Raw genomic sequence first — 24,779 nt, 5'->3', positions numbered from 1 at the left:
GGCTGCGACTTTTATTGTAGATAAACGCAACTTGTTTTTCTGCTGCTCGTCATCGCCATCATATTTTCAGCATTTTCAAGTAGATGGGTAAATGTGGAGACTTCCCTGTCGGCCTATTTGCCCGATGATACCGAAACCAGAATTGGGCTCGATGTCATGGAGGAAGAATTTGTGACCTTTGGCATGGCTGATGTCATGGTTGCAAATATCTCATATCCACAGGCAGAGGAGATTTTACAGAAGATAGAGACTGTACCAGGAGTGTCCGGCGTTGTCTTTAACGATTCAAGTGAGCATTATACAAATGCCAGTGCATTGTACCAAATCACCTTTGCCTATGATGAAAAAGAGGAAGCCTGCCTCGCAGCGCTCGATGCCGTTAAGGAGGACCTCGCCGGATACGACTTCTATGTCTCAACCACAATGGGTGATACGCTCTCAGAGACCATTGCAAGCGAGATGAAAGTCATTGTCGTCATTGTTGCAATCCTTGTGTTAGCAATCCTTTTGCTGACCTCGGAGACTTACGCCGAGGTGGCAGTGCTAATTGCGACATTCCTTTCCGCCGCAATCATAAATATGGGAACGAATTTCTTGTTTGGAACAATATCCTTTGTTTCCAACTCTGTCACCATTGTTTTACAGTTAGCACTGTCAATTGATTATGCGGTTATCCTCTGCAACCGCTTTAAAGAGGAGCATGAAATACTGCCGACCCGTGAGGCGGTCATTGTCGCGCTCAGTAAAGCAATCCCAGAAATATCGGCCAGTTCTCTTACCACAGTAGGCGGGCTCTTGGCCATGACCTTTATGCAGTTTGAAATTGGTGTTGATATGGGTATGGTTCTCATAAAGGCGATTATTTTGAGCCTGTTTTCGGTATTTGTTGTGATGCCGGGGCTTCTCGTTCTCTTTAGTAACCTCATGGAAAAGACCAAACACAAAAAGCTCATCCCTCCGATACCCTTTGTAGGGAGGATTGCGTACAAAACACGTTTTGTCGTTCCGCCCGTATTTTTGGTACTGGCTATCGTTGCGATGGTCATTTCAGGGAAATGCCCTTATGTATATGGCTATAGTCAGTTAACAACACCAATTCTCAATGAATCGCAAATAGCGGAGCAAATGATTGAAGAAAACTTCGGAAAAGATAACGTGATTGCCATGATTGTACCCAGTGGTGACTATGCCGCAGAAGGGAAGCTGCTTGCAGAACTAGAGACACGTCCGGAAATTGATTATGCCCTGGGACTAAGCAACACGGAGGCAATGGACGGATATATGCTGACAGGCAAGTTGACCCCGCGCCAGTTTTCAGAGCTGACCGACCTCGACTATGAGGAGGCGGAGGTACTATATGCCGCTTATGCGATTGACGATGAAAGCTATGGAAAAATAGTGGGGGGATTATCCGCATACAGCGTACCGCTCATTGATATGTTTATGTTCTTATATGACGAAGTGCAGGAAGGGTATATTACCCTTGAGCCTGACTTGCAGAAAACCTTAGATGATGCCTACATTCAGATGCGTGACGGCAGAGTTCAGCTTGAAGGCGAAAATTACAGCCGTATCCTCATATCTATAAACCTCCCGGAGGAGGGTGAGGAAACATTTGCTTTCCTTGATGAAATGCATAACATAGCGGGAAAATACTATCAGAATGAAATTTACCTTGCGGGAGACTCCACAAGCCAGTATGACTTATATAAATCCTTCCAGCGTGATAATACGGTGGTTACCGTTGTTTCCATTCTCATTGTTCTGGCCGTGCTGCTCTTCACATTTAAGTCGGCAGGGATGCCGGTTCTGCTCATCATGGTCATTCAGGGCAGTATATGGCTGAATTTCTCTTTCCCGGCACTGACGCAGTCGCCTCTGTTTTTCATGAGCTACCTCATCGTTTCCTCCATTCAGATGGGGGCCAACATTGACTATGCGATTGTCATTTCTTCCCGATATATGGAGCTGACAGAACGTATGTCACCCAAAGAGGCCATTATCGAAACCATGAACCTCTCGTTCCCAACCATCATCACATCAGGCTCAATGCTTGCCATATCAGGTATACTCATTGGCCAGCTGACCTCGGAGCCTGCAATCGTGGGGATCGGGCAGTCCCTTGGCAGAGGTACGTTGCTTTCCATTTTCCTTGTTATGTTTATTTTACCGCAACTATTGCTTTTTGGAGATAGGATTATCCGCAAAACCTCATTCTCTGTCAGCGTTCCTATTCCTACACGCAGCGTAAGCGGGTATGTTCGAGTGGATGGACGTATCCACGGCCAAGTCTCCGGGACAATTACTGGAACGGTTCACGGAGTTATTAAGGGCAAGGTTGATGCTCTTGTCCAATCAGGAGAAGTAAAAGAAATGGAAGCACCAGCGGAACAGGAGGATGCCGATAATGAATAAGAGGAGAATAATTAGCTTTTTAATGGCGTGTGTCCTCTGCACAAGTTTTGTAACTCCCATCTTTGCAGCGGAGCAGGAACACATCGTTTATATTGACAGCACAGAAGATTTTTTGGAATTTGCAAGAAACTGTACATCGGATACCTGGTCGCAAGGCAAAGAATTCCGACTCACAAGAGACCTTAACCTTTCAGGAACGAATTTTGTCTCCATACCAACCTTTGGCGGCCTATTTGATGGACAGGGTCATACCATACAAGGGTGGTCGATTTCTCACAATATTTCAGATATTGGATTATTCGGCATCGTTCAGAAGGGTGCTATTGTAAAAAACCTCAATGTAACCGGAAACATCGTGTCTACGGGTGCTCAGGATGTCCTTGGAGGGATAGCGGGAACGAATTACGGCACTATTTACGATTGCAGTTTCAGCGGCACGGTAAAAGGGAACAGCACGGTTGGTGGGATTGTCGGAAACAATGAAGCAAGCGGCATCATAACCGGATGCCGTGCCTCCGGCATCATTTCTGGAACACATTTCACGGGCGGTATTGTTGGACTAAACAGTGGTTCCATTTTGAATTGTACCAATGACTGTGCGGTCAATACGGATTATGTAGAACCGTCGGTTTCGATTAAGGATATTGAAATTGATTTGGAACGCCTGAATTCCACAGAAAACGCTCCCGCCTATACCGATACCGGGGGAATATGCGGTTATTCAACGGGTTCCATAGATTCCTGCACCAACAATGGGAATGTTGGCTACCCTCATGTTGGCTACAATGTGGGTGGTATTTCGGGCAGGCAGTCAGGGTACATGAGCGGCTGTGTCAACAACGGAATCATCAATGGGAGAAAAGACGTTGGCGGCATTGTGGGGCAGATGGCTCCTGACATTCGCCTGAAATTCAGCGAGACGGGAATTCAAAAATTGGAGACCGAGCTAAACACGCTTCATCGGCTTTTAGAAAAAACCCTGACGGACGCGGACGCTTCCTCCAACGCCGTTTCCGCAGAGCTTACCACTGCATCGGGATATTTGGATACCGCGCGGGATAGCGCCGGCAGCATGAACAATCAGGTCACAGGCTTTGTGGATAGAAATACCAGTTCAGCCAACGATTTGACCTCTCTCATACGGAAATATACCGGCCAGTTGCCAGAAATATTTGCGGAACTGGAGGATGCGGCGGAGGATGCTTCACAGTCCTTCTCCGATTTACAGGAGATCACTCCACAGCTGGATGCCCTCACAGGAATATCCGATGATGCAATAGGCGATCTGCAGAGAGCGGTATCCCATTTGCGTCAGGCATCGACATACCTCAATGCCGGGGTATCGGAAATTCAATCCGCCGTGGATATCCTCGGCAAAGACAGGTATACGCCTGATCTGGCTGCTGAAATGAAGCAGTTGCAGATTGATAGCGCGGCATTTACCAGTGCAGTGGAAGCCCTTGCGAAAATTGTGGAAGAAGCTACGGAGGAATATGAGACAACAGGTGCCATAAGCCCCGCAACATTGGATAAGATGCTCCAGTCACTTTCTGATGCGACTACTTGTGCATCCGCTGTGGTGGCAGACATGGATGCCATCATGCAAAAGATAGATTGGAACCAGATTGAAAAGGAATCGCAGGGTTTACAAAATGATATACAAACTGCCATAAGCCATTTATCTCGCGCAATGAACTATTTTTCGGATGCTTTTGATGAAATAGATGATTCTCTTTCTGATCTTGCTTCCTTTTTAGAGCATCTGGAGGAGGCAAATAGTTCGCTTCCCGCCATTGTCAGTCAGATTCAGTCAGCCCTATCCAAGCTGGAGTCCGCGTCAAACTCACTGTCCGGTGCGATAAGTAAGCTCGAAAAGTGGGCGTCAAACCTTGCGGGGGAGGATGAAATTACGTTCTCCGGTCTGGGAGAAGATTACACGCAGAGCTCGGAGCGGCTCAATGCAGCTTTGACTGGACTTTCCGGCTCTCTTACGTCGCTGAACAGCACCCTCAGTGCATCCAGCGATACGCTCATTGGTGACCTCCGAGCAGTCAACAACCAGTTTATGGTGGTCATGAATTTGATGCTTGATGTATATAAGGATATTGGAACTGGCGAAATTAGTCGCGAAAACTATTATGAGGATATATCCGACGAAGATATTTATGAGACGCGGGAGGGCAAGGTAGTCGGCTGCAAAAATTCCGGGGAAGCGGATGGAGATGTCAATGTCGGCGGTGTAGCAGGTTCCATGGCAATCGAGTATGACCTTGACCCGGAGGATGATATTTCCACAAATGGGACACGTTCCTATGATTTTAAGTATCAAACGAGAGCTATTTTACTGGAATGCGTGAACTTAGGCAACGTGACATCCAAAAAGGATTGCACCGGTGGGATGGTCGGGCGGATGGATTTAGGAATGATTTATGCTTGCGAGAACTATGGCTTTATCTCCAGCACATCCGGCGATTACGTCGGCGGTATTGCGGGGCAGGCTCTTTCGACCATTCGAAAATGTTTCGTAAAGAGCTTCCTGTCCGGGCGCAGGTATGTCGGCGGCATCGCAGGCCAGGGCAAAGACATCTATGGGTGTTACACGCTCGTAAAGGTACGAGGGGATTCACAAAATGTTGCCGCCATTGCCGGTGAGGCCAACGGAACCCTTTCGGCCAACTATTTTGTTTCGGATGACCTTGCGGGCGTGGACAGAGTGAGCCTATCTGGAAAAGCAGAGCCCATGTCTTATGAGAACCTGCTTTTGCTAGAGGGGCTCCCCGTTCGATTCAAAAGTTTGTCCATGGTTTTTATGGCTGACAATGCTGTTGTCAAAACAATCTCGGTGCAATACGGCGAATCCCTGGAGAAGTCCCAAGTGCCGGAGGTTCCCAACAAAGAAGGCTACTATGGGCAGTGGAGCAGGACGGACTACACCAATCTGAGATTCGATGATGTGGTCGAGGCGATTTACACAAGGTATTTTACCACGTTGGCAAGCGCCGCACTGCGGGACAATGGGCAGTCGGTGATTCTTGTCGATGGGCAATTCTCCCAGAATGAGACGATTAAGGTAACACAAGGAGATGTTTCGGATGTCCCGCTTGATGATATAAACGAGTATTGGCTTATATCCATGCCGGATGACGGGGCGGCGCAGCATACAATTCGTTATCAGCCCTTGAACGGGAACCCAAAGAAGACCACAATCTATCTCTATACGGATGGTCAGTGGAAAAAGGTTGATACTGAAAGCATGGGGAGCTATTTGCTCTTTCCAGTTGATGGAACTGAGGTGCAGCTTGCAATGGAGTCACCGGAGCAATCCAATATGCTGCTCATCACGTTTGGCGCGGTTGCTGTGCTACTGGTGTTTACACTCGTTAGCGCTCATCGACTGAAATCAAAAAAGAGTAACGGAGTAAAAGCGAATGAGCCTCGGGAGGTGACAGACGATGATGAATGAAAAAAGCACTTCGGTTTGGCTGCGCATAATAGCCATCATGGTTATTGGGATTTTCATCGCTACTCTATTTACAGCAATACAAATCAATAAGGAGTTAAAAAAATGCATCTGATGCTCTGTGCAGCTTGGATACAGTAACAAATCAGCTTTCTTTCGTTTCAGAACAGCTTTCCGAAATCGACTGGGTAGAACTGACCGAGAACATGAACAACACAGCACAAACGGCTTAAGAAAGCATAATGGTTGCTGCCAAGGCAATAGATGAGTTGGATATAGCGACATTAAATGAGGCTATTGCGGATTTGAAAACAATCGTGAAACCACTATCAACGTTGGCTAAAAGGATCAGTTAAGATTTTCCTAATTTACAATTCCATCCGCGATGTCCTGCGCTTGTGTGGAGATGCGAATGCGCTCCATCGTGTCCTCCATGGGCATGGGATAGCGTTTCAGATAGTTGGTGCGGATACATTCTGCTCGGGCAAATGCTACTCTTTCCACCTTGATGCAATGCTCCACCAACTTCTGCTAAAAAGCAATTCCCTGTACATTCCCGGCTTTTGTTCGTGAAGGTAATTCAGACGAAGTCGTCCATACTTACCCAAGTTGTCAAACTCAATTTTTCCGTCAATTTCAATGTTGGAATACAATAACCCATCAATCTCTGTGTATTCAAATTCAAACTTTGCCATAAAGCAAATCCTCCAATAAAGATTATTTACAATTCATCGGTAATCGTTTGGCTGTTTGCTAAACAATTGTGATTTTTATAAACATCCTTATTGGAGGATTGCTAATTGCCACTCCTGTTATTTTATGAAAATTGATATTAAAAGCTCATGCCGTTGTTCTGAATATCTTTTCAGCCGGTTACTCCACGCTCTGTAAGGTGTTCAGCATTTCCTGTTCAGAAATCCCTTCGGTAAACTGTACAGAGTATGAGTATTCCTGGGCCTGCCAAACTGCAGTACGATACTTATTGGCATCCCCCTTTAATGTGATACTGTGACCGTTGACCGTAATGCTTTTTATATCGGTGTATACAGTATAATCTCCGCTTACATCCTTGCTGCCAGCAGCCATCCTTAATACAACCGTATTATTCCGGCCAATGTACCGAATTTGCGACAGCTCCTTCCAGTAAGCGGTATATTGTACCGTTTGCACTTCAAACGGTACATCCTGAATTTCCTTTACAGTAAATCCAACTGCTTTCGACAGCTCATGAGCGGAAGGGTACTCTACAATATCCGGGATTGCCTGCTGAGGCGGCTCCTTGGTCCAATTGATCATGTTTTGAACAAAGACAGAACCAACCAGTAAAAGCATGAAACAAGCGGCGATGGAAAGGTACTTTTTGTAATTGGAAAAAGGAATTCTCTTGATTGGAATTTTATTCCAATCAAGTCTGTTTATATTGGTCAGGATTCTATCACGCATTTCCACAGTGACTTCAAGATTATTCATCACTTTATCATACCTATTCTTCAAAATCATACACCTCCTTCAACACGTCTTTAAGCTTTAATCTGGCCCTTTGGAGCAAGGAACGAACCGTTGCTTCCTTTTTGGATAGCAGGGAAGCGACTTGAGCCGTAGAGCAGCCCTCGTAATAATAAAGGTGTACAACTTCTCTGTATTTTGATGGCAGTTGTTTCACTGCATCCCATACAAAAGTCAGATCCTCCGTTTCATTTGCCGCCAAAGTATCGCTAAGTTCATCGGTTTTTCGGATTTTGTTGTAGGTAATCTTATTCTTGCTTAGGTTTATCGCAACACGCAGAACCCATGCTTTTTCATGGTCAGCCGTTTCAAACTGAGGCTGTGTTTTAATAAATTGTATCAGCGTATCCTGCAAAACGTCCTCTGCATCACTCATATTATGCAGATAAGAGTATGCAAGGCGCAGAACATGGTTTCCATAGTCTGTCATTAATCGCCCGGCCTGTTCATTCATTTGTGCAGAACGCAAAGCGTCGGGCATGGGTGTTCTTTTTTTTGCTGCTTTCCCACTTGTCCCCATAAAGCACAAAGCATAACAGCGAATAAATAAACTCCTTTAGGAAACTGATACATTTCCATAGTCCGCTGGGCAGTTTACATAGTTCAATCATACAGTCTCTCCTTGAATAGACGTATGGCGGTACTGTGACTGACAGTATCGCCATGTTTCTGTCATCTTTTGTTATTCTAGCGGATACCGCTTACCATATCACTGATCGTAGTTGTATCAAAACCTTCTTCATCAAATCCGGCAGAGACAGAGTAAGCGAAATCCCCATTTACCCATGTGACGGTATTTACTTTGCCATGGTTTCCTCTGGCCGATATCTGTAAACTGCCAACAGTTAAAGTCCTGTTTTCCCCATATTCGCTATAGTCACCGCTGATATCCTCATTTCCCTTTGCCTTACGGATTAAAATTCTCTTTTCGCCATTTTTATAAAATACCTGTATCATATCACCTGCAATGGCTTGGATGGACTCCTGTACATAACCTTTCGGCATTTTTTCAGGAAGGGTCAGAGTGAAACCGGCCATTTTTTCCGCATCCCCAATCGATTGAAAGTCTTTAAAAGGATTGGGAATTTGTACTGTTTCGTCAATATCACTCTCTGCTTTTATACTGCTAATCATATCGCTGATTACTTTATTGTCAAGACCTTCTCCGCCGGGATTTGCGGAAATAGCAAAGGTGTATTTCCCATTGGTCCAGGCGGCAATATTTACTTTTCCGTTGCAGCCTTTGGTTGATACTGTTAAGCTGCCGACTGCCATGGTGCTGCTCTCGGCATATTGGTTATAGTCGCCGCTGATATCTTCGCTGCCTTTTCCCTGGCGGAAAGTTATTTTATTTTCACCATTGGAATATATGATCTGCACCATTTCATCTTTAACGGTCTGAATTTTATCCTGAGAATAATCAGCAGGAATGCTGGTTGGGATCAATGGGGTAAAACCGGCAAGTATCTGGACATCTGTAATGGCCTTGCAATCAGTAAAAGGGTTTGGAATTTTCAGGTTATCGCCTTTGATGACCTGATCGTCTCTCTGCTTTATGTTATTCTTTGCAGGAACATTGTTTGAGAAGGCGGTAAAGGATAATGCCGTGACGGCGCAGAGGGCAATCGCAGTAAGTTTTTTTCATAATGATTTTTCCTTTCAGTTTTCATGGTATGTTTGTGACTATTCAGTAACCTCTTTTTACGGTTATGTCTTATATACAAATAAGAACGGGATAATGTTGCATAAATTTTTTTTATAACGCCTTTTCCCCGGAAGCTCATTGAAGATCAACCGGCAGATGAGGAATGTATAATATTTGCAGTTTGATTCTGCTTGCGGTATAATCAGTCCTTATAGAGGTGGTGCACATGTTTAAAATAGGAGAGTTTTCCAAATTAACTCAGGTATCGATTCGAATGCTAAGATACTACGATGAAACAGGGTTATTAAAACCTGCGGAAATAGATAAATTTACAGGCTACAGGCTATATTCCACAGAACAGATCCCTGTTTTAAATAAAATAATATTCTTACGGGACTTAGGATTTACAGTCTCTGAAATTATGGATGCCCTTAATCATTGGATGATGAATTTATAACAAATCAGCTTGATCATAAGCGTCTGGAAATTGAGGATGCCATAAGAGCGGAGCAGGCCAGGCTATCTAAAATCGAGCTTGCAAAGAGAGATATTTTACAGGAAAAGATTGCGATACATTACAATGTTTCCATTAAATCCATACCCAGCTATCAGGTGTTTTCTTTAAGGCGGGTGGTCCGGGATTATTATGCCGAGGGTCAGCTGTGGAAAGAAATGTCGGCCTTTGCAGAAGAAAATAATATCCCTATTTCAGCCAATACCTTTGCGGTCTATCATGATACGGATTATAAAGAAACGGGCGTTGACATTGAAATATGCGCTCCCGTAGCCAGAACAGGAAAGGATCTGTGTGGCTTTACCTATAGAAATACAGAACCAGTGCCCATTATGGCCTGTACTATGGTATATGGCTCTTTTGAAAACATAAAGGGTGCATATCTTGCTTTTGCAGACTGGCTGCAGGCACATAACCAATATAAAATGAGGGGACAGAGCAGGCAGATTGTCCATCGAGGACCCTGGAATGAGGATAGCCCTCAAAACTACCTGACTGAAATCCAGATACCATTGGAGAAAATATAAGCATTCTGCAGATTTTGCAGGATGCTTTTTATTATTGACTCTCACATGATGTGAGGGTCTACACTGAATTTGCAGGTAAATTTATTTTAATTATGGAGGTATGCATTATGCAGAATTTTAAGGTAAGCCCTATCGGCAAAATCAGCGTAAACGAAGATGGAATGTTCATTGAACTTGAACCAGAGTATATTCCTGCGCTGAAGGCACTGGACGGATTTAGCCATATCAATGTTATATGGTGGTTCAGTGACTTTGATAATGAGGAAGCAAGAAGTACCCTTGAAACACCCCAGCCGTATAAAAATGCTCCGGCTGTCATGGGCATATTTGCCACAAGGTCGCCTGTCCGGCCCAATCCTATTGCATTAACTGCGGCACAGGTCATTGATATCAACTTCTCAAAAGGCATCATTCAAATTGCCTATATTGATGCGAATGACGGCACGCCTGTGCTTGATATAAAGCCGTACACACCAAGCTTTGACAGAATTGAAAATCCCGATGTGCCGGAATGGTGCAGTCACTGGCCTAAAAGCTTAGATGAATCAGAACAATTTGATTGGGAAAACGTATTTAATTTTTAACACTCTGCATTACCCATAAGATAAAGTTCAAACAGCCGGCAGGCTGACAATAGCGTGCTTTTATAAGCCTTCCAATGGCAGAATTGCGATTGGAGGGCTTTTCTCTGTCCCAATACTTTTCCGGAATTTTCCTTGACTGTGTATAAGAGGGACTTAATTGTGGTATACATGCATTTAAGAATGTGGTAAAATGCAAATATATTAAGATTATAAAGATTAACAGGAAATCCAAAGCCCATTTGACAGCCTTGCAGATATCTTGCCATACAGAAACTATGATGGGTAGACGAGCATTACTCAGCAGAAGATAAGGAGGAGCATATGTTGGATAAGGTGATTACAATTAGCCGGGAGTTTGGAAGCGGCGGACGAGAGTTGGGCATGAAGCTGGCTGAAAGGCTGGGACTTCCATTCTATGATAAGGATTTAATTTCCTTATCTGCGGAAGAAAGTGATTTGGCAGAAGAGGCATTTCTGCATTATGACGAACATCTCCCCGTTCAGCAGGAATCTTTTGAACAGTATCATTATTCTCCATTCTCCACGGTTTATGAAGTTTCCATGTCAGATCAGATCTTTCTGGCCCAGTCCCGTGTGATACGAAAGCTGGCAGAACAGGGCCCCTGTATCATTGTCGGACGATGCGCGGACAGAGTGCTGGAAAACAGCATTAATTTGTTTGTGTATGCCAAGATGGAAAACCGGATTAACCGGATGAATACTCTTGAAACAGGCGTCAATCCGGAAGTGATGGAAGAGCGGATCCGTGAGATAGATAAAAAGAGAAGAGATTATTATCAGTATTATACCGGATGCGAATGGGGCAAGGCACAGAATTACCACCTTTGTCTGGAAAGCAGTCTGGTGGGAGTGGAAGGCTGCCTGGATGCTGCGCTGGCCTATTTACAATGCTTAATTTAAACAGATGAATATATAAAACGGTAAATTTTGGATGGAAATGTAAGAATATTGTAAATGATAGTTTCCAAAATGGATGGTATAATGTAACAAAAAAGGAGTGTTAAGAATGATGAAATGGGCAGGAAAAGGATATAAGTGTCTTATCTCAGCCATTCTGGTCATCGCTTTGGCGGCATCTTCCCTTGTTACAGGGTACGCAGAGCCGGTATCCGGTCCCGGTGCCAATATTACCTCCGGCAATTCCGGTTCAACAAATAACGTGACCATATATGTGAGCAAGAGAACGAAGACACTTTCATTAAAGCAGAATGGAGTCTTGATTGCCGAATACCCGGTTTCCCTGGGCGCGGCTTCAGCAGAAGGAAATAAAAAGGTAGAGGGAGATATGAGAACACCCAGCGGGGAGTTCTATGTATGTACCAGAAATGATAAGAGCGTGGCTTACCTTGCATTGGGCCTTTCCTATCCGGCCATTAAAGATGCGGAAAGAGGATATGCGGATGGTATTATCACAGAGGCCCAGAGAGATGAAATAATAAAGGCCAATAAGGAAGGCAAGCAGCCGCCATGGGATACGCCCCTTGGAGGAGCCATTGAGATTCATGGCTGCAGGGTTCCTGACGGAACCACTCATGGCTGCGTTGCAGTGGACAATAATGACATGGATGTATTATGGAGCTACTGTAATTTAGGCGTACCAGTTACCATAGGACCATAAAAGGAATTTCCCCAAATGTGCGGTTTTAGGCCGTTTTTGGGGATTTTTTTAATGCCTGTCCTTGTATTATAACTGCTGTTGTAATATAATGGATGAAATTATGATAAAATATGGAAGATTGAGGAGAAGAATATTTATGTATTTTTCTGAGAGAATGATCCGGATTGGCTGTGGGCTGGAAAAGCAGGAGGTATTATCATTTACCATGGAACTTGCGGAAAAAAGTGGGTTTTTAAGGTGACGGTTATGAAAAAGAAGGCGATATGGACGGCACTGGCCGTTCTTTATGTCCTGTTCATATTTTCAAATTCCATGAAGCCGGCGGATATCTCATCGGCGGACAGCGGATGGGTGCTTCGGGTGGCACAGGAATCACTTGGATCCATGGGGATCAGTGCCAAATGGCTGACAGAGCACATAATCCGTAAAACCGGGCATTTTTCAGAATATACCTTATTGGGGATTTTGCTGTACGGATGTATAAGATCCTATGGCTTCCCGGCGGAGAGAAGATATTTTATCCGGTTTACAACTGGATTTATGATACCATTTGCAGATGAGACCATACAGCTTATGGTAGAGGGACGATCCGGTCAGATATCTGATGTGTGGCTGGATTGCGGAGGAGTGGCTTTTGGAATTTTTCTGGCTGCTTTTCTGCTTAAATATAGAAGAAGGTCGAAAACAATATGACAAAAAATTATCGAATGATTCTGGAATACGATGGAAGCCGTTATGACGGCTGGCAGAAACAGGGAAATACGGAACAGACCATACAAGAAGATAGAACATGTTTTGGAGCGGATGATGGGACAGGCAGTGGAGGTGCATGGTTCAGGACGAACGGATGCAGGCGTTCATGCGCTGGCTCAGGTGGCTAATTTTCATGGGGATACGAGGATGAAGGAAGAGGAGATCATGGAATATTTAAACCAGTATCTTCCGGAAGACATTCGGGTAAAAACCGTGGAACGAGCTGCGGAACGCTTTCACAGCCGTCTTAATGCCAAGGAAAAAACCTATCTTTACCGGATCGAAATGGGAGAAAAGAAGCAGGTATTTGAAAGAAAATACATTTATGGATTATTTGAGGAGCTTGATATAGAGGCCATGGAACGGGCCGCATCCTTTCTTGCAGGTGAACATGATTTTAAGAGCTTTTGCGCTAACCGGAAAATGAAGAAATCTTCGGTCAGGGTTTTAAAGCGGATTGATTTTGAACAGCAGGGCAGCCGGCTTCTGATACGCTATACGGGAAACGGCTTTTTATATAATATGGTCAGGATTTTAACGGGCACGCTGATCGAAGTGGGATTAGGACAGCGTAAGGCGGAAGAGATGAAGGAGATCTTAAATGCAAAAGACCGGAATGGGGCAGGCTTTACGGCACCGCCGGAAGGGCTTTTTCTCGAGCAGGTACGCTATTAAGGGTCTAATACCGGCAGTAAGCTATTGGGTATTGCCCCCTGCGGGTAATCGATAAAGTCAAGCGGGTTTTATCCTGGCTCGTTTCTTTTACGAGAATAAACGCTGAAAAGGAGTACTATGACAGATTTTTTAGTTAGGACATTTGTTAGAGAGTATAAAAATACAGAGGATACCCAGGTGCGGACGGTACGGGCTTATGGCAAGTATTGTGGGGATCTGCTGCAATGTTCTGCTGTTTGGCGCCAAGCTTTTTGTTGGAATGCTGGTGGGCAGCATCTCTGTAATGGCAGATGCCTTTAACAACCTCTCTGACGCTGCTTCTTCTGTTGTCGGGTTTGTAGGGGTAAAGATGGCCGGTAAGCCGGCGGATGAGGATCATCCCTTTGGACACGGAAGAGTGGAGTATATTGCTGCTTTTATTGTAGCCTTTTTGGTTATTCAGGTAGGTTTTTCTTTTTTTAAAAACATCCATTGGTAAAATCATTCATCCGGAAGAGATGACGTTTAAGGCTGTATCTGTAGTCATATTGCTGTTATCTGTCTGTGTAAAGCTTTGGATGGCATTATTTAACAATACCCTGGGAAAAAGAATTCAGTCCGCGGTCATGAAGGCTACGGCGGCAGATTCCCTTGGGGACGTAATAACCACTTCTGCCACAATTCTTTCGATCCTGGTTTATGGAATATGGGGGCTTAATATTGACGGAATCATAGGGATTGTGGTTTCTGTCATTGTCATGTGGGCAGGAGTGAAGATTGCCAAGGATACCCTTACTCCTCTCATTGGAGAACCCATTGACCCGAAGCTATATGGTGAGATCACGGAATTTGTAGAAAGCTACGACGGTATTATAGGAAGTCATGATTTAATTGTACACAACTACGGTCCTTCCAGGAGCATGGCTTCCATTCATGCAGAGGTGCCTAATGATGTTGATATAGAAGTGTCTCACGAAATTATTGATACCATTGAAAGGGAAGCAGTAAGAAGTTTGGAATATTTCTGGTAATTCATATGGACCCGGTAGAGACAAAAGATTCCAGGGTTATGGAATTTGGGAACATGCTGAAACAAGTGCTGGAGGAAATAGATTCCAGAATTTCTTTCCACGATTTCCGCATGATAGAGGGGAAAAACCAGATCAATCTGATCTTTGATTTGGTGGTGCCCCGGGAATATGACAGGGAAAAGAAGGATTGGTTAAAGGAAGAAGTCACGAAAAAGGTAACCGAAATAGATAAACGGTGCTGTCTGATCATAACGGCGGAAAGCGGTTTTGGAGTGGAAAAATAAGGTAATAAAAATTTTCCAGATTATGCAATAAGATGACAGTATTCCGCATTAACTTAGTAGAAAGGAAATCGGATCCATGTTATTTATGGGATTGATGAGCCTTGGCGAGCCTGAGGATTATGGGCGTTTGAGCGACGAAGAGCTTCTAAAAAAAAGTTGCGGTTGGAGACCAGGAGGCCTTTCGGCAGCTATATCAGAATACGGACCGGACAATATACAGTTTTATCCTGTCCATTGTAAGGCACCCCCAGGATGCAGAGGAGATCATGCAGGAGGTATATCTTAAGATATGGACTTCTGCGTCAAGCTATAAATCCCAGGGGAAGCCTTTGGCATGGATGTTTACCATAGCGCGGAATCTGTGCTATATGAAATTCCGTGAGCAAAAACATGATTCGGATGTTACACTGGAGGATTTAACAGGAGCAGAAACAGGTGAAGTCTGCCCTGATATTGAGATGGCGGCAGATAAGATGGTGCTTCTTGCTGCTCTGCAGATTCTTAAGGAAGAGGAAAGGGAGATTGTTCTCCTTCATACCTCCGGAGGTATGAAGCACAGAGAGATCGCCGCCAGCCTTAAGATTCCTCTGGCTACAGCTCTTTCCAGATATAACCGTGCAATGAAAAAACTGGAAAATTATTTGAGAGAGGAGTAGGCTTTAAGATGGCTGAATTAAATCGCAGACAACTGAATAGACAACAGATTGAAGCCTGCTTAAAATCTGCGGCCAGTGACTTGACTCCTAATGTTTTGGAACGGATTGACTTGAGTACGCCTCAGATAAAGGCAGAGAAGGAAAAACGTTCCGTTTTCTTCCTGAGACAAAGGGTCATTGCGACCCTGGTGGCTGCATGCTTTTGCATGATCGCTCTGGCAGGGGGAACCTATACTTATCAAAATGGAAAGGTTGATTCTGTCATTGGAATTGATGTAAATCCAAGCGTGGAATTATCTGTAAATAAAAGGAATAAGGTCCTGGCTGCAAAGGCCCTCAATGAAGATGGGGAAAGCATCATGCAGGACATGGATTTAAAGGGTGTGGATTTGAACACGGCCGTCAACGCTGTGATCGGTTCCATGGTTACCCATGGTTATTTAAGTGAGCTGGATAATGCGATTCTGGTTACTGTGTCCAATGACAGCATCAGCAAGGCCCAGGGCCTTCGCCATGCGGTGGTAAATGACATCCGCAATACACTGGAGGAAAAACAGCTGAAGGCAGTTGTGTATGACCAGCAGGTCATGGAAGAGGATGAAGTAAAGCAACTGGCAGAGGAATATAAGATTTCTTATGGAAAAGCTTATTTTTTAAGGGAGCTGATCCTGCAGAATCCCTCTCTTTCCATGGATGATATGAAGGCACTGGCGCCTCTTACTATGGAAGAGATTGCAAAAGTAATAACAGAACGTTCTTATGCGGTGGAGGGCAAGACAGCTGCGGGGGAAGAAACAACCACGGCGAATACAACCCAGGCTGCAACGGAGCCGGAGACCATAGCGGAGAGTTCTGGGCTGGAAGAATCCAAGACGGCTGCATCTGCCTCGGAAACAGAAAGCCAGTCACCGGCGCAAGTCTCCCAAACTCAGCCAACCGCCCCCACAGCGGCAACTACAGCGGAAGAGACTACCTCAGAAGAGGAAGTTGTATCAACGGAAAAGATTAAAGTCGATTATGTGGATTATGACAACGGCGTTGTCATGGTTTATTTTAAAACCAAAGTAAAATGGAAAAATCCTACAGTCTCTATAAATGACGGGGATAAAAATTCCTATTCCGCCAAAGTGGGAGATACAGATTCCTACTCCTGTGAGATTCATGTGACAGGGCTTCAGGGAGGAATGGAATATACCTTTACCCTGGGCGGCATTTCTCCTAAAATAGGGAAACAGACAACCGTAAAGGGAATCTTTGAGACTCCTGTGATCGGAGATGGGAATGCAGATCCGGAAGAGACGGAAGAAGAGAGCGAGAATACGAGCCAGCCGGATCAGACGGCCCCGGCAACTCCCAGTGAAGAAACGTCTGAAACAGTGAAGAATATTCCGGAAACCGGGAAGAACGTTTCTCCGGAAGAAACCCGTACAACAAAAAGCCAGGAAGAGTCTTCCAAAACGGGAAGCTCTTCCTGACGGGCTGTTTCTTAAAAGATCTTTAAAAAGATAAAAGAAATGCTTGACCAGAATGAAAAGCTATAGTATAATACATTCGTTGCATTGATGGCTATCGCCAAATGGTAAGGCAACGGACTCTGACTCCGTCATTTCAAGGTTCGAATCCTTGTAGCCCAGTTTTCTGATGAGTTTTGATCTTCCAGCGGCAGCAGGAAGGTCGAGGCTTTTTTTCTTTTAGCGGCCACTTTTCAAATCACCTTTTTTTACAGGAGAAGGAACGTTTTTCAGGGATTTAAAAAAATAAAAATAATGGAAAAAAAATACTTGACAGTCTTTCAATCATCGGATATAATTAACCTCGTTGTATTGATGGCTATCGCCAAATGGTAAGGCAACGGACTCTGACTCCGTCATTTTCAAGGTTCGAATCCTTGTAGCCCAGTCTGAAAAACGGAACCCTATAAGGTTCCGTTTTTTGTATTACAGGTTGTTAAGTAATTGTTAAGACTTTCTTTTTTGATAGAATTTCTCTGGTAACCAGGGCAGGCTTCTTTCGGGTTTATCTGGACAAGAGCATGAAAATGCTTTATAATGTTATATAATTTTGATGAGAGGTGTGAAATGTATACATTCGGTAGCAGGGTCCGTTACAGTGAAACAGATGAGTGCGGCAGACTGACATTAACAGGTATTATGAATTATCTGCAGGATTGCTCTACGTTTCAGTCTGAGGATATCGGCCTTGGGATTTCCTATTTAACAGACCGTCATAAAGCATGGTGGCTTTCCTCCTGGCAGATTGTGGTGGACCGTTATCCCGTGCTGGGAGAGGAGATCGTGGTGGGTACCTGGCCCTATGACTTTAAGGGGTTTTACGGATACCGGAATTTTACCATATGCGATCAGAATGGAAACTATCTGGTAAGAGCCAATTCCGTATGGTTTTTATTTGATACGGAAAAGGGACGCCCAGTTAAAATTGAGCCGGAAGACATCCGGGGATATGGAAGCGGCAGTGAGAAAAGGCTTTCCATGGACTATGCTTCCCGTAAGATCCAATTGCCGGAGGAATATGAAGATACAGAGCCGGTCATCATTGGAAAACATCATATTGATACGAACCATCATGTCAATAACGCTCAATATGTAGAGATTGCCAGGGAGGTGCTTCCGGATGAAGTGGAGGTCTCTGAACTGAGAGTGGAATATAAAAAAGCGGCAGTCTTTGGAGATACAGTTTATCCCCGCTTAAGCCGGACAGAGGAAGGGTATACGGTTTCTCTGTGTGATGAACGGGGAGCAGCTTACGCAGTCATCTGGCTGCGGGGAACAGCAGAGAGGATGTAACATGATTGAATTAGGAAAGATGCAGACCCTGGTCGTACAGAGGGTCAAGGAGTTCGGCGTATATTTGGGAGAGGAAGCAGGCAGTGAAGTTTCTGTGCTTCTGCCCAAAAAGCAGGTACCGGAGGGAGCTGGGCCTGGAGACAGTATCCCTGTATTTATCTATAAGGATTCAGAGGACCGGCTGATAGCCACCACGGCAGCACCGAAGCTTCAGGCAGGTGAAACGGCTGTGCTTGACGTGAAGGAAGTGGGTAAGATCGGCGCATTTCTCGATATGGGACTAGAAAAGGATCTGCTTCTTCCTTTTAAGGAGCAGACCCATAAGGTAAGGCAGGGAGAGAAGGTGCTGGTGGCCCTTTACATTGACAAAAGCAAACGATTGGCTGCTACCATGAGGTATATTCCTATATGAGCAACCAGTCACCTTATAAAAAGGATGATCAGGTGACCGGGATTATTTATGAAATCAATGAAAGCCTGGGAGCCTTTGTGGCAGTAGATCATAAATATTACGGGCTGATTCCCCGGAAAGAAGTGTTTGAAAATTATCGGGAAGGTGATGAGGTAACGGCACGGGTAACTAAGGTAAGAGAAGATGGAAAGCTGGATTTAAGTCCCAGACAGAAGGCTTATATTCAGATGGATACAGATTCCGACAAGGTTCTAGAGATCATAGAAACACAGTTTGACGGCAGCCTGCCATTTACCGATAAGGCAGAACCGGAGATTATCAAGCGGGAATTTTCTATGAGTAAGAATGCATTTAAGCGGGCAATCGGACATCTTCTGAAAGAAGGAAAAGTCAGAATAACGGAAAGTAAAATCGAAAGAATCAAATAACGGGTAAAAGGATAACAGGAGGATTATTTTGGACTCGATAGACTATTATAATAAGTATGCAGCAAAGGAATTTGAAGAAACAGTGAACCAGGATATGTCAGGAATTATGAAAGAATTTCTGGATCTTCTGGAAGAAGGTGATACGATTCTGGATTTGGGATGTGGATCAGGCAGGGACAGCCTGTCTTTCTATGAGCTGGGATATGATGTAACGCCGCTTGATGCATCGGAAGAGATGTGTAAGCTGGCAGAAATCCATACCGGTCTGGAAGTGCTTCAGATGACATTTGAACAAATGGATTTTGACAATGTGTTTGATGGAATCTGGGCCTGTGCATCCTTACTTCACACTCCGAAAAAGGAACTGTCTGACATTCTTACAAAGATAGCAAGGGCCTTAAATGATAAGGGAATCCTTTACATGTCTTTTAAACTGGGAGACTTTGAGGGATTTAGAGGAAAGCGGTATTTCAGTGACTTTACGGCGGATTCCATGACTGAACTTTTAAGAGATAATGAGCGGTTTGATATCGTAAAGCTTTGGGAAACAGAGGATGTGCGTTCTGGTCATTCTGACGTAAAATGGGTGAACGTTCTTGTGAGAAAGCGATAATACAACGGATAAGATTTACAAGACGGTGCCAAGATTATTGGCGCCGTCTTGTGATTTGTGACTAAAACTGGGCGGAAATACACTTTGGCTATCGAATATAAACAGAAATATCTGAGCGTTTCTCCTGATATTTTGACGTTTCAATCATTTTTAAAACCCGTTATACAAATTAGCCAAAAGCCCCAAATGTATTTTGGTAAATAGCAATATGGTAAAAGAAAAATAATTCATGTATGATTGTTTCAGTAACAAGGGCCGCAGCTGTGGGGGCTGTCGGTCCAGATCAGAGTTTAAACACTTTATTTTAGGAGGATTAGTAAATGGCTAGTTTATCACTGAAAAACATCGTCAAGAGATATCCTAACGGATTTGAAGCAGTTAAGGACTTTAATCTGGATATTGCTGATAAGGAGTTCGTCATTTTTGTAGGACCTTCCGGATGCGGTAAATCCACAACCCTTCGTATGATTGCAGGTCTGGAAGACATTTCTTCTGGTGAACTTTACATTGACGGGAAATTAATGAATGATGTAGAGCCAAAAGACAGAGATATCGCAATGGTATTCCAGAATTACGCTCTGTATCCTCATATGACAGTATACGATAACATGGCGTTTGGTCTGAAATTGAGAAAAACTCCAAAGGACGAGATTGATAAGCTGGTTCATGAAGCTGCAAGAATCCTTGATCTTGAGCATTTGTTAGACCGTAAGCCAAAGGCTTTATCCGGTGGACAAAGACAGCGTGTTGCCATGGGACGTGCTATTGTACGTAATCCTAAGGTATTCTTAATGGATGAGCCGTTATCCAACCTTGATGCCAAGCTGAGAGGCCAGATGCGTATTGAGATTTCCAAGCTGCATCAGAGACTTCAGGCAACCATTATCTACGTAACCCATGACCAGACAGAGGCTATGACCCTTGGTACCAGAATCGTAGTAATGAAGGATGGCGTTATCCAGCAGGTTGATTCTCCTCAGAATTTATATGATAAGCCAGGTAACAAATTCGTTGCAGGATTTATAGGAGCTCCTCAGATGAACTTAATCGAAGCTACTGTAGCTAAGAGAGGAAGCGACGTTACTTTAACATTTGGTGGAAATACAATCGCTCTTCCCCAAGGAAAAGCAAAAAAAGTTAGAGGATGCCGGTTACATCGGAAAGACCGTAGTCTTAGGCATTCGTCCGGAAGATTTACATGATGAGGAAGCTTTCCTTGCATCTTCTCCGGAAAGCGTAATTGACGCTACCATCAGAGTTTATGAATTGTTAGGCGCTGAAGTTTACTTATACTTTGATGTAGAAGATGTGAACTTTACTGCAAGAGTAAATCCTCGTACAACAGCAAGACCTGGGGATAGCATTAAGCTGGCTCTTGACTTAACAAAGATCCATGTATTCGATAAAGATACAGAAATCGTAGTTTTAAATTAAATTTTATGAAATTTTAAGCAAGCGGTTATTCTACCCGCTTGCTTTTTTTTTCTTTTTGCTTTAATATATAATAAGGTAAATTTACGAAAAAGGAGAATATGCCATGATTTCGAATCAAATACTTCAAACAACCATTGAAGGATTAAAAGGGATTACGAGAATTGATCTGTGTATTTGTGATACAGAAGGAAAGGTACTGGCAACCACATTTCCTGATGCGGAAGATTATGAAAGTTCAATCCTGGCGTTCGTGGATTCTCCGGCCGACAGCCAGGTAATCCAGGGATATCAGTTTTTTAAAGTGTTAGATGAGCACCAGTTAGAATACATTCTTCTCGCAAAGGGTGGAAGTGATGATGTTTATATGGTCGGCAAGCTGGCCGCTTTCCAGATTCAGAGCTTGCTGGTTGCGTATAAAGAAAGATTTGACAAGGATAATTTCATTAAGAACTTATTGCTTGACAATCTGCTTTTGGTGGACATCTACAACAGAGCAAAGAAACTTCATATTGAAACAAATATCAAGAGGGTCGTATTCATTATTGAAACCCAGCATGAAAAAGATGTGAATGCACTGGAGACAGTCCGCAACTTATTTGCTGCAAAGACCAAAGATTTTGTTACCGCCGTTGATGAGAAGAACATCATTCTTGTAAAAGAAGTAAAAGAAGGCGAAACTTATGAGGATCTGGAAAAGACAGCCAACACTGTTTTGGACATGCTCAATACCGAGGCAATGACCCAGGTCCATGTAGCATTCGGTACGATTGTAAGCGAAATTAAAGAGGTTTCCAGATCTTATAAGGAAGCCAAAATGGCCATGGATGTTGGCAAGATTTTCTACAGCAATAAAAATGTGGTTGCCTACAGCAAACTGGGAATCGGACGTCTGATCTATCAGCTTCCGCTGCCTTTATGCCGTATGTTCATCAAAGAAATTTTTGACGGAAAATCTCCGGATGATTTTGATGAGGAAACTCTGACAACAATTAATAAATTCTTTGAGAACAGCTTGAATGTATCCGAGACATCCAGACAGCTTTATATTCACAGAAATACACTTGTTTACCGTTTAGACAAGCTTCAGAAGAGCACCGGTCTGGATCTGCGCGTATTTGAAGATGCCATCACCTTTAAGATTGCCCTGATGGTAGTAAAATACATGAAATATATGGAGAACCAGGACTATTAATGCTGGCTAAGAGCAGTGCGGAAGGAGGCAGCTATGCAGCTGCGTTGTGCTTGCACAAAAGCAGTTGTATAACTGCCTTTTTTCCCAATCCCCCCCAAAAGCAAAAGTAATCAAAGCACAAAAATTAGAGGACTGAAATGATTGAACTATGGAATGTAAGCAAAACATATGAGGCCGGAAATAAGGCGCTGCGTAATGTCAGCATGACTATTGAGGATGGGGAATTCGTTTTTATCATTGGCCGCAGCGGGTCAGGCAAATCCACACTCTTGAAAATGCTGTTAAAAGAAGTGGAACCCACCTCCGGTAAGATTATTGTGAATGATATGAATTTAAGCAAGATGCCCAGAGGTTCATTCCCAGATACCGGCGGAAGCTCGGCATGGTTTTCCAGGATTTTCGTTTGTTAAAAGATCGGAATGTCTACGAAAATGTAGCTTTTGCGCAGCGGGTAATCGGAGCATCCACAAGGAGCATAAAAGAATCGGTTCCCGCCATGCTAAAGATGGTGGGACTTTCTTCAAAATACAAGTTTTTTTCCTCAGCAGTTGTCCGGCGGAGAGCAGCAGCGTGTTGCCATTGCCAGGGCTTTAATTAACCGTCCGGAAATCCTGTTGGCAGACGAGCCCACCGGAAATCTGGATGGACACAACTCCATGGAGATCATGAAGCTGTTGAATGAGGTAAACAAGCTGGGAACAACAGTGATCGTTGTCACCCATAGCCAGGAGATTGTAGACCGGATGAAAAAACGGGTGATTGTGATGGATCGTGGAACCATCATAAGCGATGAGAAAAAAGGCGGTTATACATATGAGAATTAGTACGTTTTGGTATTGCCTGAAACAAGGTGTAAATAATATATGCAGGAACATTTTGTTTTCCCTGGCATCCATTGCAACGGTTTCTGCCTGCATTTTTTTGTTCTGCCTGTTTTTTTCCATTGTTATCAACGTGCAATATGTAATAAAGAATACGGAAAGCACGGTGGGAATCACGGTGTTTTTTTAATGAAGGGCTGGACGCGAACAAGATCAAGGAAATCGGCAATAAGATCAAAGCCAGAGACGACGTGAAGGAAGTGACATTCACCTCGGCAGAGGATGCATGGGCGCAAGCGAAGCAGGAATACTTCGGGGATATGCAGGATCTTGCAGAAGGATTTGAGGAGGACAATCCGCTGGCCAATTCAGCTTCTTATACCATATTTTTAAAGGACCTGGTGGATCAGGACCAGGTTGTGGACTGGTTAAAGAGCATTGACGGTGTCAGGAAGGTCAATTATTCTAAAACAGCAGCAGAAGGAATGAACAGCTTAAGCAGGGTGATCGGAGTTCTTTCCATGCTGATCATCGGTGTTTTATTGGCTGTGGCCATATTCCTGATCAGCAATACTATTTCAGTGGCAGCGGCATTCCGGAAGAATGAAAACCAGATCATGAAATTAATTGGCGCCACCAATTATATGATCCGGGCTCCCTTTGTGGTAGAAGGAATTATCATCGGACTGGTAGGTGCCTGTATTCCTCTGGTATCCATTTATTTTCTGTACCGGTCCACAGTTGAATATGTGGTCACAAAGTTCAGCATCTTATCAGGGCTGTTTCAGTTCCTTCCGGTGGAAGCCATATTCCCCTATATGGCGGCAACGGCGCTGGCTCTTGGCGTTGGGATCGGATTTTTTTGTAAGCTTCTTTACCATCCGGAAGCATTTAAAGGTATAAGGGAAGAAATCCAGTTTTTGAACCGGGGAATATATTGGCAGCATTGCTGCATATGATAAAAAATGCCGGAGAATGACATCCGGTCCAGGAATAAGATTCTCAGCTTTCCAGTTACAGAAAACGGATCAGGCCCATCAGAGAGCTTTTCTGGGCCGGAAAAACGTATAATACGGTTTCTATGGGGAATATTAAGTTTATATGATTCTGCCCGCGTTAAGCTGTATCATTTCGGTTTTAACGCTGGGAATCCGCCACATCTACATACAGTTATTCTGCCGGCATATATCATGATCTCTTTTGGCGGAGAAGTTTATGCCGTTTATATGCACTGCTCCCGGTTTTGAATATGAACGGGAAGTATGGCAGGGGCAGGTAATTGCAAATGTGGGTTATACTGGATATTCCACAGGGCCTTGTCTCCATTTTGGGATCAGGCAAACGGCCGCCATGTAAATCCGGTGAAATACGTAAGCCCATAAAGAGCTAGATAGGAGAATAACAGTG

General features: G+C 44.0%; 20 protein-coding genes, 2 tRNA genes and 6 pseudogenes. 24 read left to right on the top strand and 4 right to left on the bottom strand.

What is annotated here, in order from left to right; translation table 11 throughout:
* Positions 1–93: 93 nt before the first annotated feature.
* Both JCM10519_RS17455 and JCM10519_RS17450 read left to right on the top strand, forming a co-directional pair.
* A complete protein-coding gene (locus JCM10519_RS17455) occupies positions 94–2,415 on the top strand; it encodes an MMPL family transporter (RefSeq protein ID WP_054740735.1) in 2,322 nt (773 codons plus the stop codon).
* Positions 2,408–5,878, top strand: coding sequence for a GLUG motif-containing protein (locus tag JCM10519_RS17450; RefSeq protein WP_054740733.1), 3,471 nt, complete (start codon positions 2,408–2,410; stop codon positions 5,876–5,878). The genes JCM10519_RS17455 and JCM10519_RS17450 overlap by 8 nt, the downstream gene beginning before the upstream one ends.
* 488 nt (positions 5,879–6,366) lie before the next feature.
* On the opposite strand, the gene JCM10519_RS31315 is transcribed toward JCM10519_RS17450, so the two are convergent.
* The 4 genes from JCM10519_RS31315 to JCM10519_RS17430 form a co-directional block, all read right to left on the bottom strand.
* The gene (locus JCM10519_RS31315) at positions 6,367–6,570 is read right to left on the bottom strand and encodes a TnpV protein (protein WP_347844605.1); all 204 of its coding nucleotides are present in this window, start codon (positions 6,568–6,570) and stop codon (positions 6,367–6,369) included.
* A 178-nt stretch (positions 6,571–6,748) separates the two neighbouring features.
* Positions 6,749–7,369 (bottom strand): DUF4367 domain-containing protein, encoded by a 621-nt coding sequence (locus JCM10519_RS17440; protein ID WP_347844604.1) that lies wholly within the window; start codon positions 7,367–7,369, stop codon positions 6,749–6,751.
* A complete protein-coding gene (locus JCM10519_RS17435; RefSeq protein WP_054740772.1) occupies positions 7,359–7,811 on the bottom strand; it encodes a sigma-70 family RNA polymerase sigma factor in 453 nt (150 codons plus the stop codon). The genes JCM10519_RS17440 and JCM10519_RS17435 overlap by 11 nt, the downstream gene beginning before the upstream one ends.
* A gap of 257 nt (positions 7,812–8,068) precedes the next feature.
* Positions 8,069–8,827, bottom strand: a complete 759-nt coding sequence (locus tag JCM10519_RS17430; RefSeq protein WP_054740729.1) for a hypothetical protein — start codon at positions 8,825–8,827, stop codon at positions 8,069–8,071.
* A gap of 425 nt (positions 8,828–9,252) precedes the next feature.
* Between JCM10519_RS17430 and JCM10519_RS17420 the strand changes: the two are divergent.
* From JCM10519_RS17420 to JCM10519_RS31290, 22 genes and pseudogenes are all read left to right on the top strand, one after another.
* A pseudogene (locus JCM10519_RS17420) lies at positions 9,253–10,067 on the top strand (MerR family transcriptional regulator).
* A gap of 107 nt (positions 10,068–10,174) precedes the next feature.
* Positions 10,175–10,651, top strand: coding sequence for a tRNA (N6-threonylcarbamoyladenosine(37)-N6)-methyltransferase TrmO (locus JCM10519_RS17415; protein WP_054740725.1), 477 nt, complete (start codon positions 10,175–10,177; stop codon positions 10,649–10,651).
* Between the two features lie 321 nt (positions 10,652–10,972).
* Entirely contained in the window at positions 10,973–11,572 is a 600-nt protein-coding gene (locus JCM10519_RS17405) for a cytidylate kinase-like family protein (RefSeq protein ID WP_347844603.1), read from the top strand.
* Between the two features lie 106 nt (positions 11,573–11,678).
* A complete protein-coding gene (locus tag JCM10519_RS17400) occupies positions 11,679–12,290 on the top strand; it encodes a L,D-transpeptidase family protein (RefSeq protein WP_054740721.1) in 612 nt (203 codons plus the stop codon).
* 246 nt (positions 12,291–12,536) lie between these two features.
* Positions 12,537–12,983, top strand: coding sequence for a VanZ family protein (locus JCM10519_RS17395; protein ID WP_054740719.1), 447 nt, complete (start codon positions 12,537–12,539; stop codon positions 12,981–12,983).
* Positions 12,980–13,718 (top strand): annotated as a pseudogene (truA, locus tag JCM10519_RS17390) (tRNA pseudouridine(38-40) synthase TruA). Before JCM10519_RS17395 ends, truA begins: the two are co-directional and overlap by 4 nt.
* A 196-nt stretch (positions 13,719–13,914) precedes the next feature.
* On the top strand, positions 13,915–14,196 hold the full coding sequence (locus tag JCM10519_RS31310) for a cation diffusion facilitator family transporter (RefSeq protein ID WP_347844602.1): 282 nt from the start codon (positions 13,915–13,917) through the stop codon (positions 14,194–14,196).
* Between the two features lie 19 nt (positions 14,197–14,215).
* A complete protein-coding gene (locus JCM10519_RS31305; RefSeq protein ID WP_347844601.1) occupies positions 14,216–14,728 on the top strand; it encodes a cation diffusion facilitator family transporter in 513 nt (170 codons plus the stop codon).
* Between the two features lie 5 nt (positions 14,729–14,733).
* Positions 14,734–15,012 carry a hypothetical protein gene (locus JCM10519_RS31300; RefSeq protein ID WP_347844600.1) on the top strand — a complete coding sequence of 93 codons (279 nt, stop codon included), beginning with the start codon at positions 14,734–14,736 and terminating at the stop codon, positions 15,010–15,012.
* A 212-nt stretch (positions 15,013–15,224) separates the two neighbouring features.
* Positions 15,225–15,668: an RNA polymerase sigma factor gene (locus JCM10519_RS17380; RefSeq protein WP_347844618.1), complete on the top strand. Its 444-nt coding sequence runs from the start codon at positions 15,225–15,227 to the stop codon at positions 15,666–15,668.
* Between the two features lie 8 nt (positions 15,669–15,676).
* On the top strand, positions 15,677–17,143 hold the full coding sequence (locus tag JCM10519_RS17375; protein ID WP_054740717.1) for a hypothetical protein: 1,467 nt from the start codon (positions 15,677–15,679) through the stop codon (positions 17,141–17,143).
* Positions 17,144–17,230: 87 nt separating this feature from the next.
* Positions 17,231–17,299 (top strand) — tRNA-Gln (locus JCM10519_RS17370).
* A 195-nt stretch (positions 17,300–17,494) separates the two neighbouring features.
* Positions 17,495–17,564 (top strand) — tRNA-Gln (locus JCM10519_RS17365).
* Between the two features lie 182 nt (positions 17,565–17,746).
* Complete coding sequence (locus tag JCM10519_RS17360) at positions 17,747–18,472, top strand: acyl-ACP thioesterase domain-containing protein (RefSeq protein WP_054740715.1); 726 nt, start codon at positions 17,747–17,749, stop codon at positions 18,470–18,472.
* Position 18,473: 1 nt separating this feature from the next.
* Positions 18,474–19,312, top strand: a pseudogene (locus JCM10519_RS17355) (S1-like domain-containing RNA-binding protein).
* Between the two features lie 28 nt (positions 19,313–19,340).
* Positions 19,341–19,925 (top strand): methyltransferase domain-containing protein, encoded by a 585-nt coding sequence (locus JCM10519_RS17350; RefSeq protein ID WP_054740713.1) that lies wholly within the window; start codon positions 19,341–19,343, stop codon positions 19,923–19,925.
* 320 nt (positions 19,926–20,245) lie between these two features.
* Positions 20,246–21,359, top strand: a pseudogene (ugpC, locus tag JCM10519_RS17345) (sn-glycerol-3-phosphate ABC transporter ATP-binding protein UgpC).
* Positions 21,360–21,462: 103 nt separating this feature from the next.
* A complete protein-coding gene (locus JCM10519_RS17340) occupies positions 21,463–22,551 on the top strand; it encodes a helix-turn-helix domain-containing protein (RefSeq protein WP_013271513.1) in 1,089 nt (362 codons plus the stop codon).
* A gap of 137 nt (positions 22,552–22,688) precedes the next feature.
* A pseudogene (gene ftsE, locus JCM10519_RS17335) lies at positions 22,689–23,375 on the top strand (cell division ATP-binding protein FtsE).
* The gene (locus tag JCM10519_RS31295) at positions 23,365–23,562 is read left to right on the top strand and encodes a hypothetical protein (protein WP_347844620.1); all 198 of its coding nucleotides are present in this window, start codon (positions 23,365–23,367) and stop codon (positions 23,560–23,562) included. The pseudogene ftsE and the gene JCM10519_RS31295 overlap by 11 nt, the downstream one beginning before the upstream one ends.
* Positions 23,525–24,331, top strand: coding sequence for a permease-like cell division protein FtsX (locus tag JCM10519_RS17330; protein ID WP_347844617.1), 807 nt, complete (start codon positions 23,525–23,527; stop codon positions 24,329–24,331). Before JCM10519_RS31295 ends, JCM10519_RS17330 begins: the two co-directional genes overlap by 38 nt.
* Before the next feature lie 301 nt (positions 24,332–24,632).
* A pseudogene (locus JCM10519_RS31290) lies at positions 24,633–24,754 on the top strand (M23 family metallopeptidase); the annotation flags it as partial.
* Between the last annotated feature and the right edge of the window lie 25 nt (positions 24,755–24,779).

Source organism: Clostridium sp. NkU-1 (genome assembly GCA_001312405.1).
This window is presented reverse-complemented; position numbering and strand designations above follow the sequence as displayed.

Bases quoted from the DNA above. Each gene is read 5' to 3' on its own strand.
- JCM10519_RS17450 (WP_054740733.1), top strand. From the start codon at position 2,408: ATGAATAAGAGGAGAATAATTAGCTTTTTAATGGCGTGTGTCCTCTGC.
- JCM10519_RS31315 (WP_347844605.1), bottom strand. From the start codon at position 6,570: ATGGCAAAGTTTGAATTTGAATACACAGAGATTGATGGGTTATTGTAT.
- JCM10519_RS17435 (WP_054740772.1), bottom strand. From the start codon at position 7,811: ATGACAGACTATGGAAACCATGTTCTGCGCCTTGCATACTCTTATCTG.
- JCM10519_RS17415 (WP_054740725.1), top strand. From the start codon at position 10,175: ATGCAGAATTTTAAGGTAAGCCCTATCGGCAAAATCAGCGTAAACGAA.
- JCM10519_RS17405 (WP_347844603.1), top strand. From the start codon at position 10,973: ATGTTGGATAAGGTGATTACAATTAGCCGGGAGTTTGGAAGCGGCGGA.
- JCM10519_RS17400 (WP_054740721.1), top strand. From the start codon at position 11,679: ATGATGAAATGGGCAGGAAAAGGATATAAGTGTCTTATCTCAGCCATT.
- JCM10519_RS17395 (WP_054740719.1), top strand. From the start codon at position 12,537: ATGAAAAAGAAGGCGATATGGACGGCACTGGCCGTTCTTTATGTCCTG.
- JCM10519_RS31310 (WP_347844602.1), top strand. From the start codon at position 13,915: ATGGCAAGTATTGTGGGGATCTGCTGCAATGTTCTGCTGTTTGGCGCC.
- JCM10519_RS31305 (WP_347844601.1), top strand. From the start codon at position 14,216: ATGACGTTTAAGGCTGTATCTGTAGTCATATTGCTGTTATCTGTCTGT.
- JCM10519_RS31300 (WP_347844600.1), top strand. From the start codon at position 14,734: ATGGACCCGGTAGAGACAAAAGATTCCAGGGTTATGGAATTTGGGAAC.
- JCM10519_RS17375 (WP_054740717.1), top strand. From the start codon at position 15,677: ATGGCTGAATTAAATCGCAGACAACTGAATAGACAACAGATTGAAGCC.
- JCM10519_RS17360 (WP_054740715.1), top strand. From the start codon at position 17,747: ATGTATACATTCGGTAGCAGGGTCCGTTACAGTGAAACAGATGAGTGC.
- JCM10519_RS17340 (WP_013271513.1), top strand. From the start codon at position 21,463: ATGATTTCGAATCAAATACTTCAAACAACCATTGAAGGATTAAAAGGG.
- JCM10519_RS31295 (WP_347844620.1), top strand. From the start codon at position 23,365: ATGAGAATTAGTACGTTTTGGTATTGCCTGAAACAAGGTGTAAATAAT.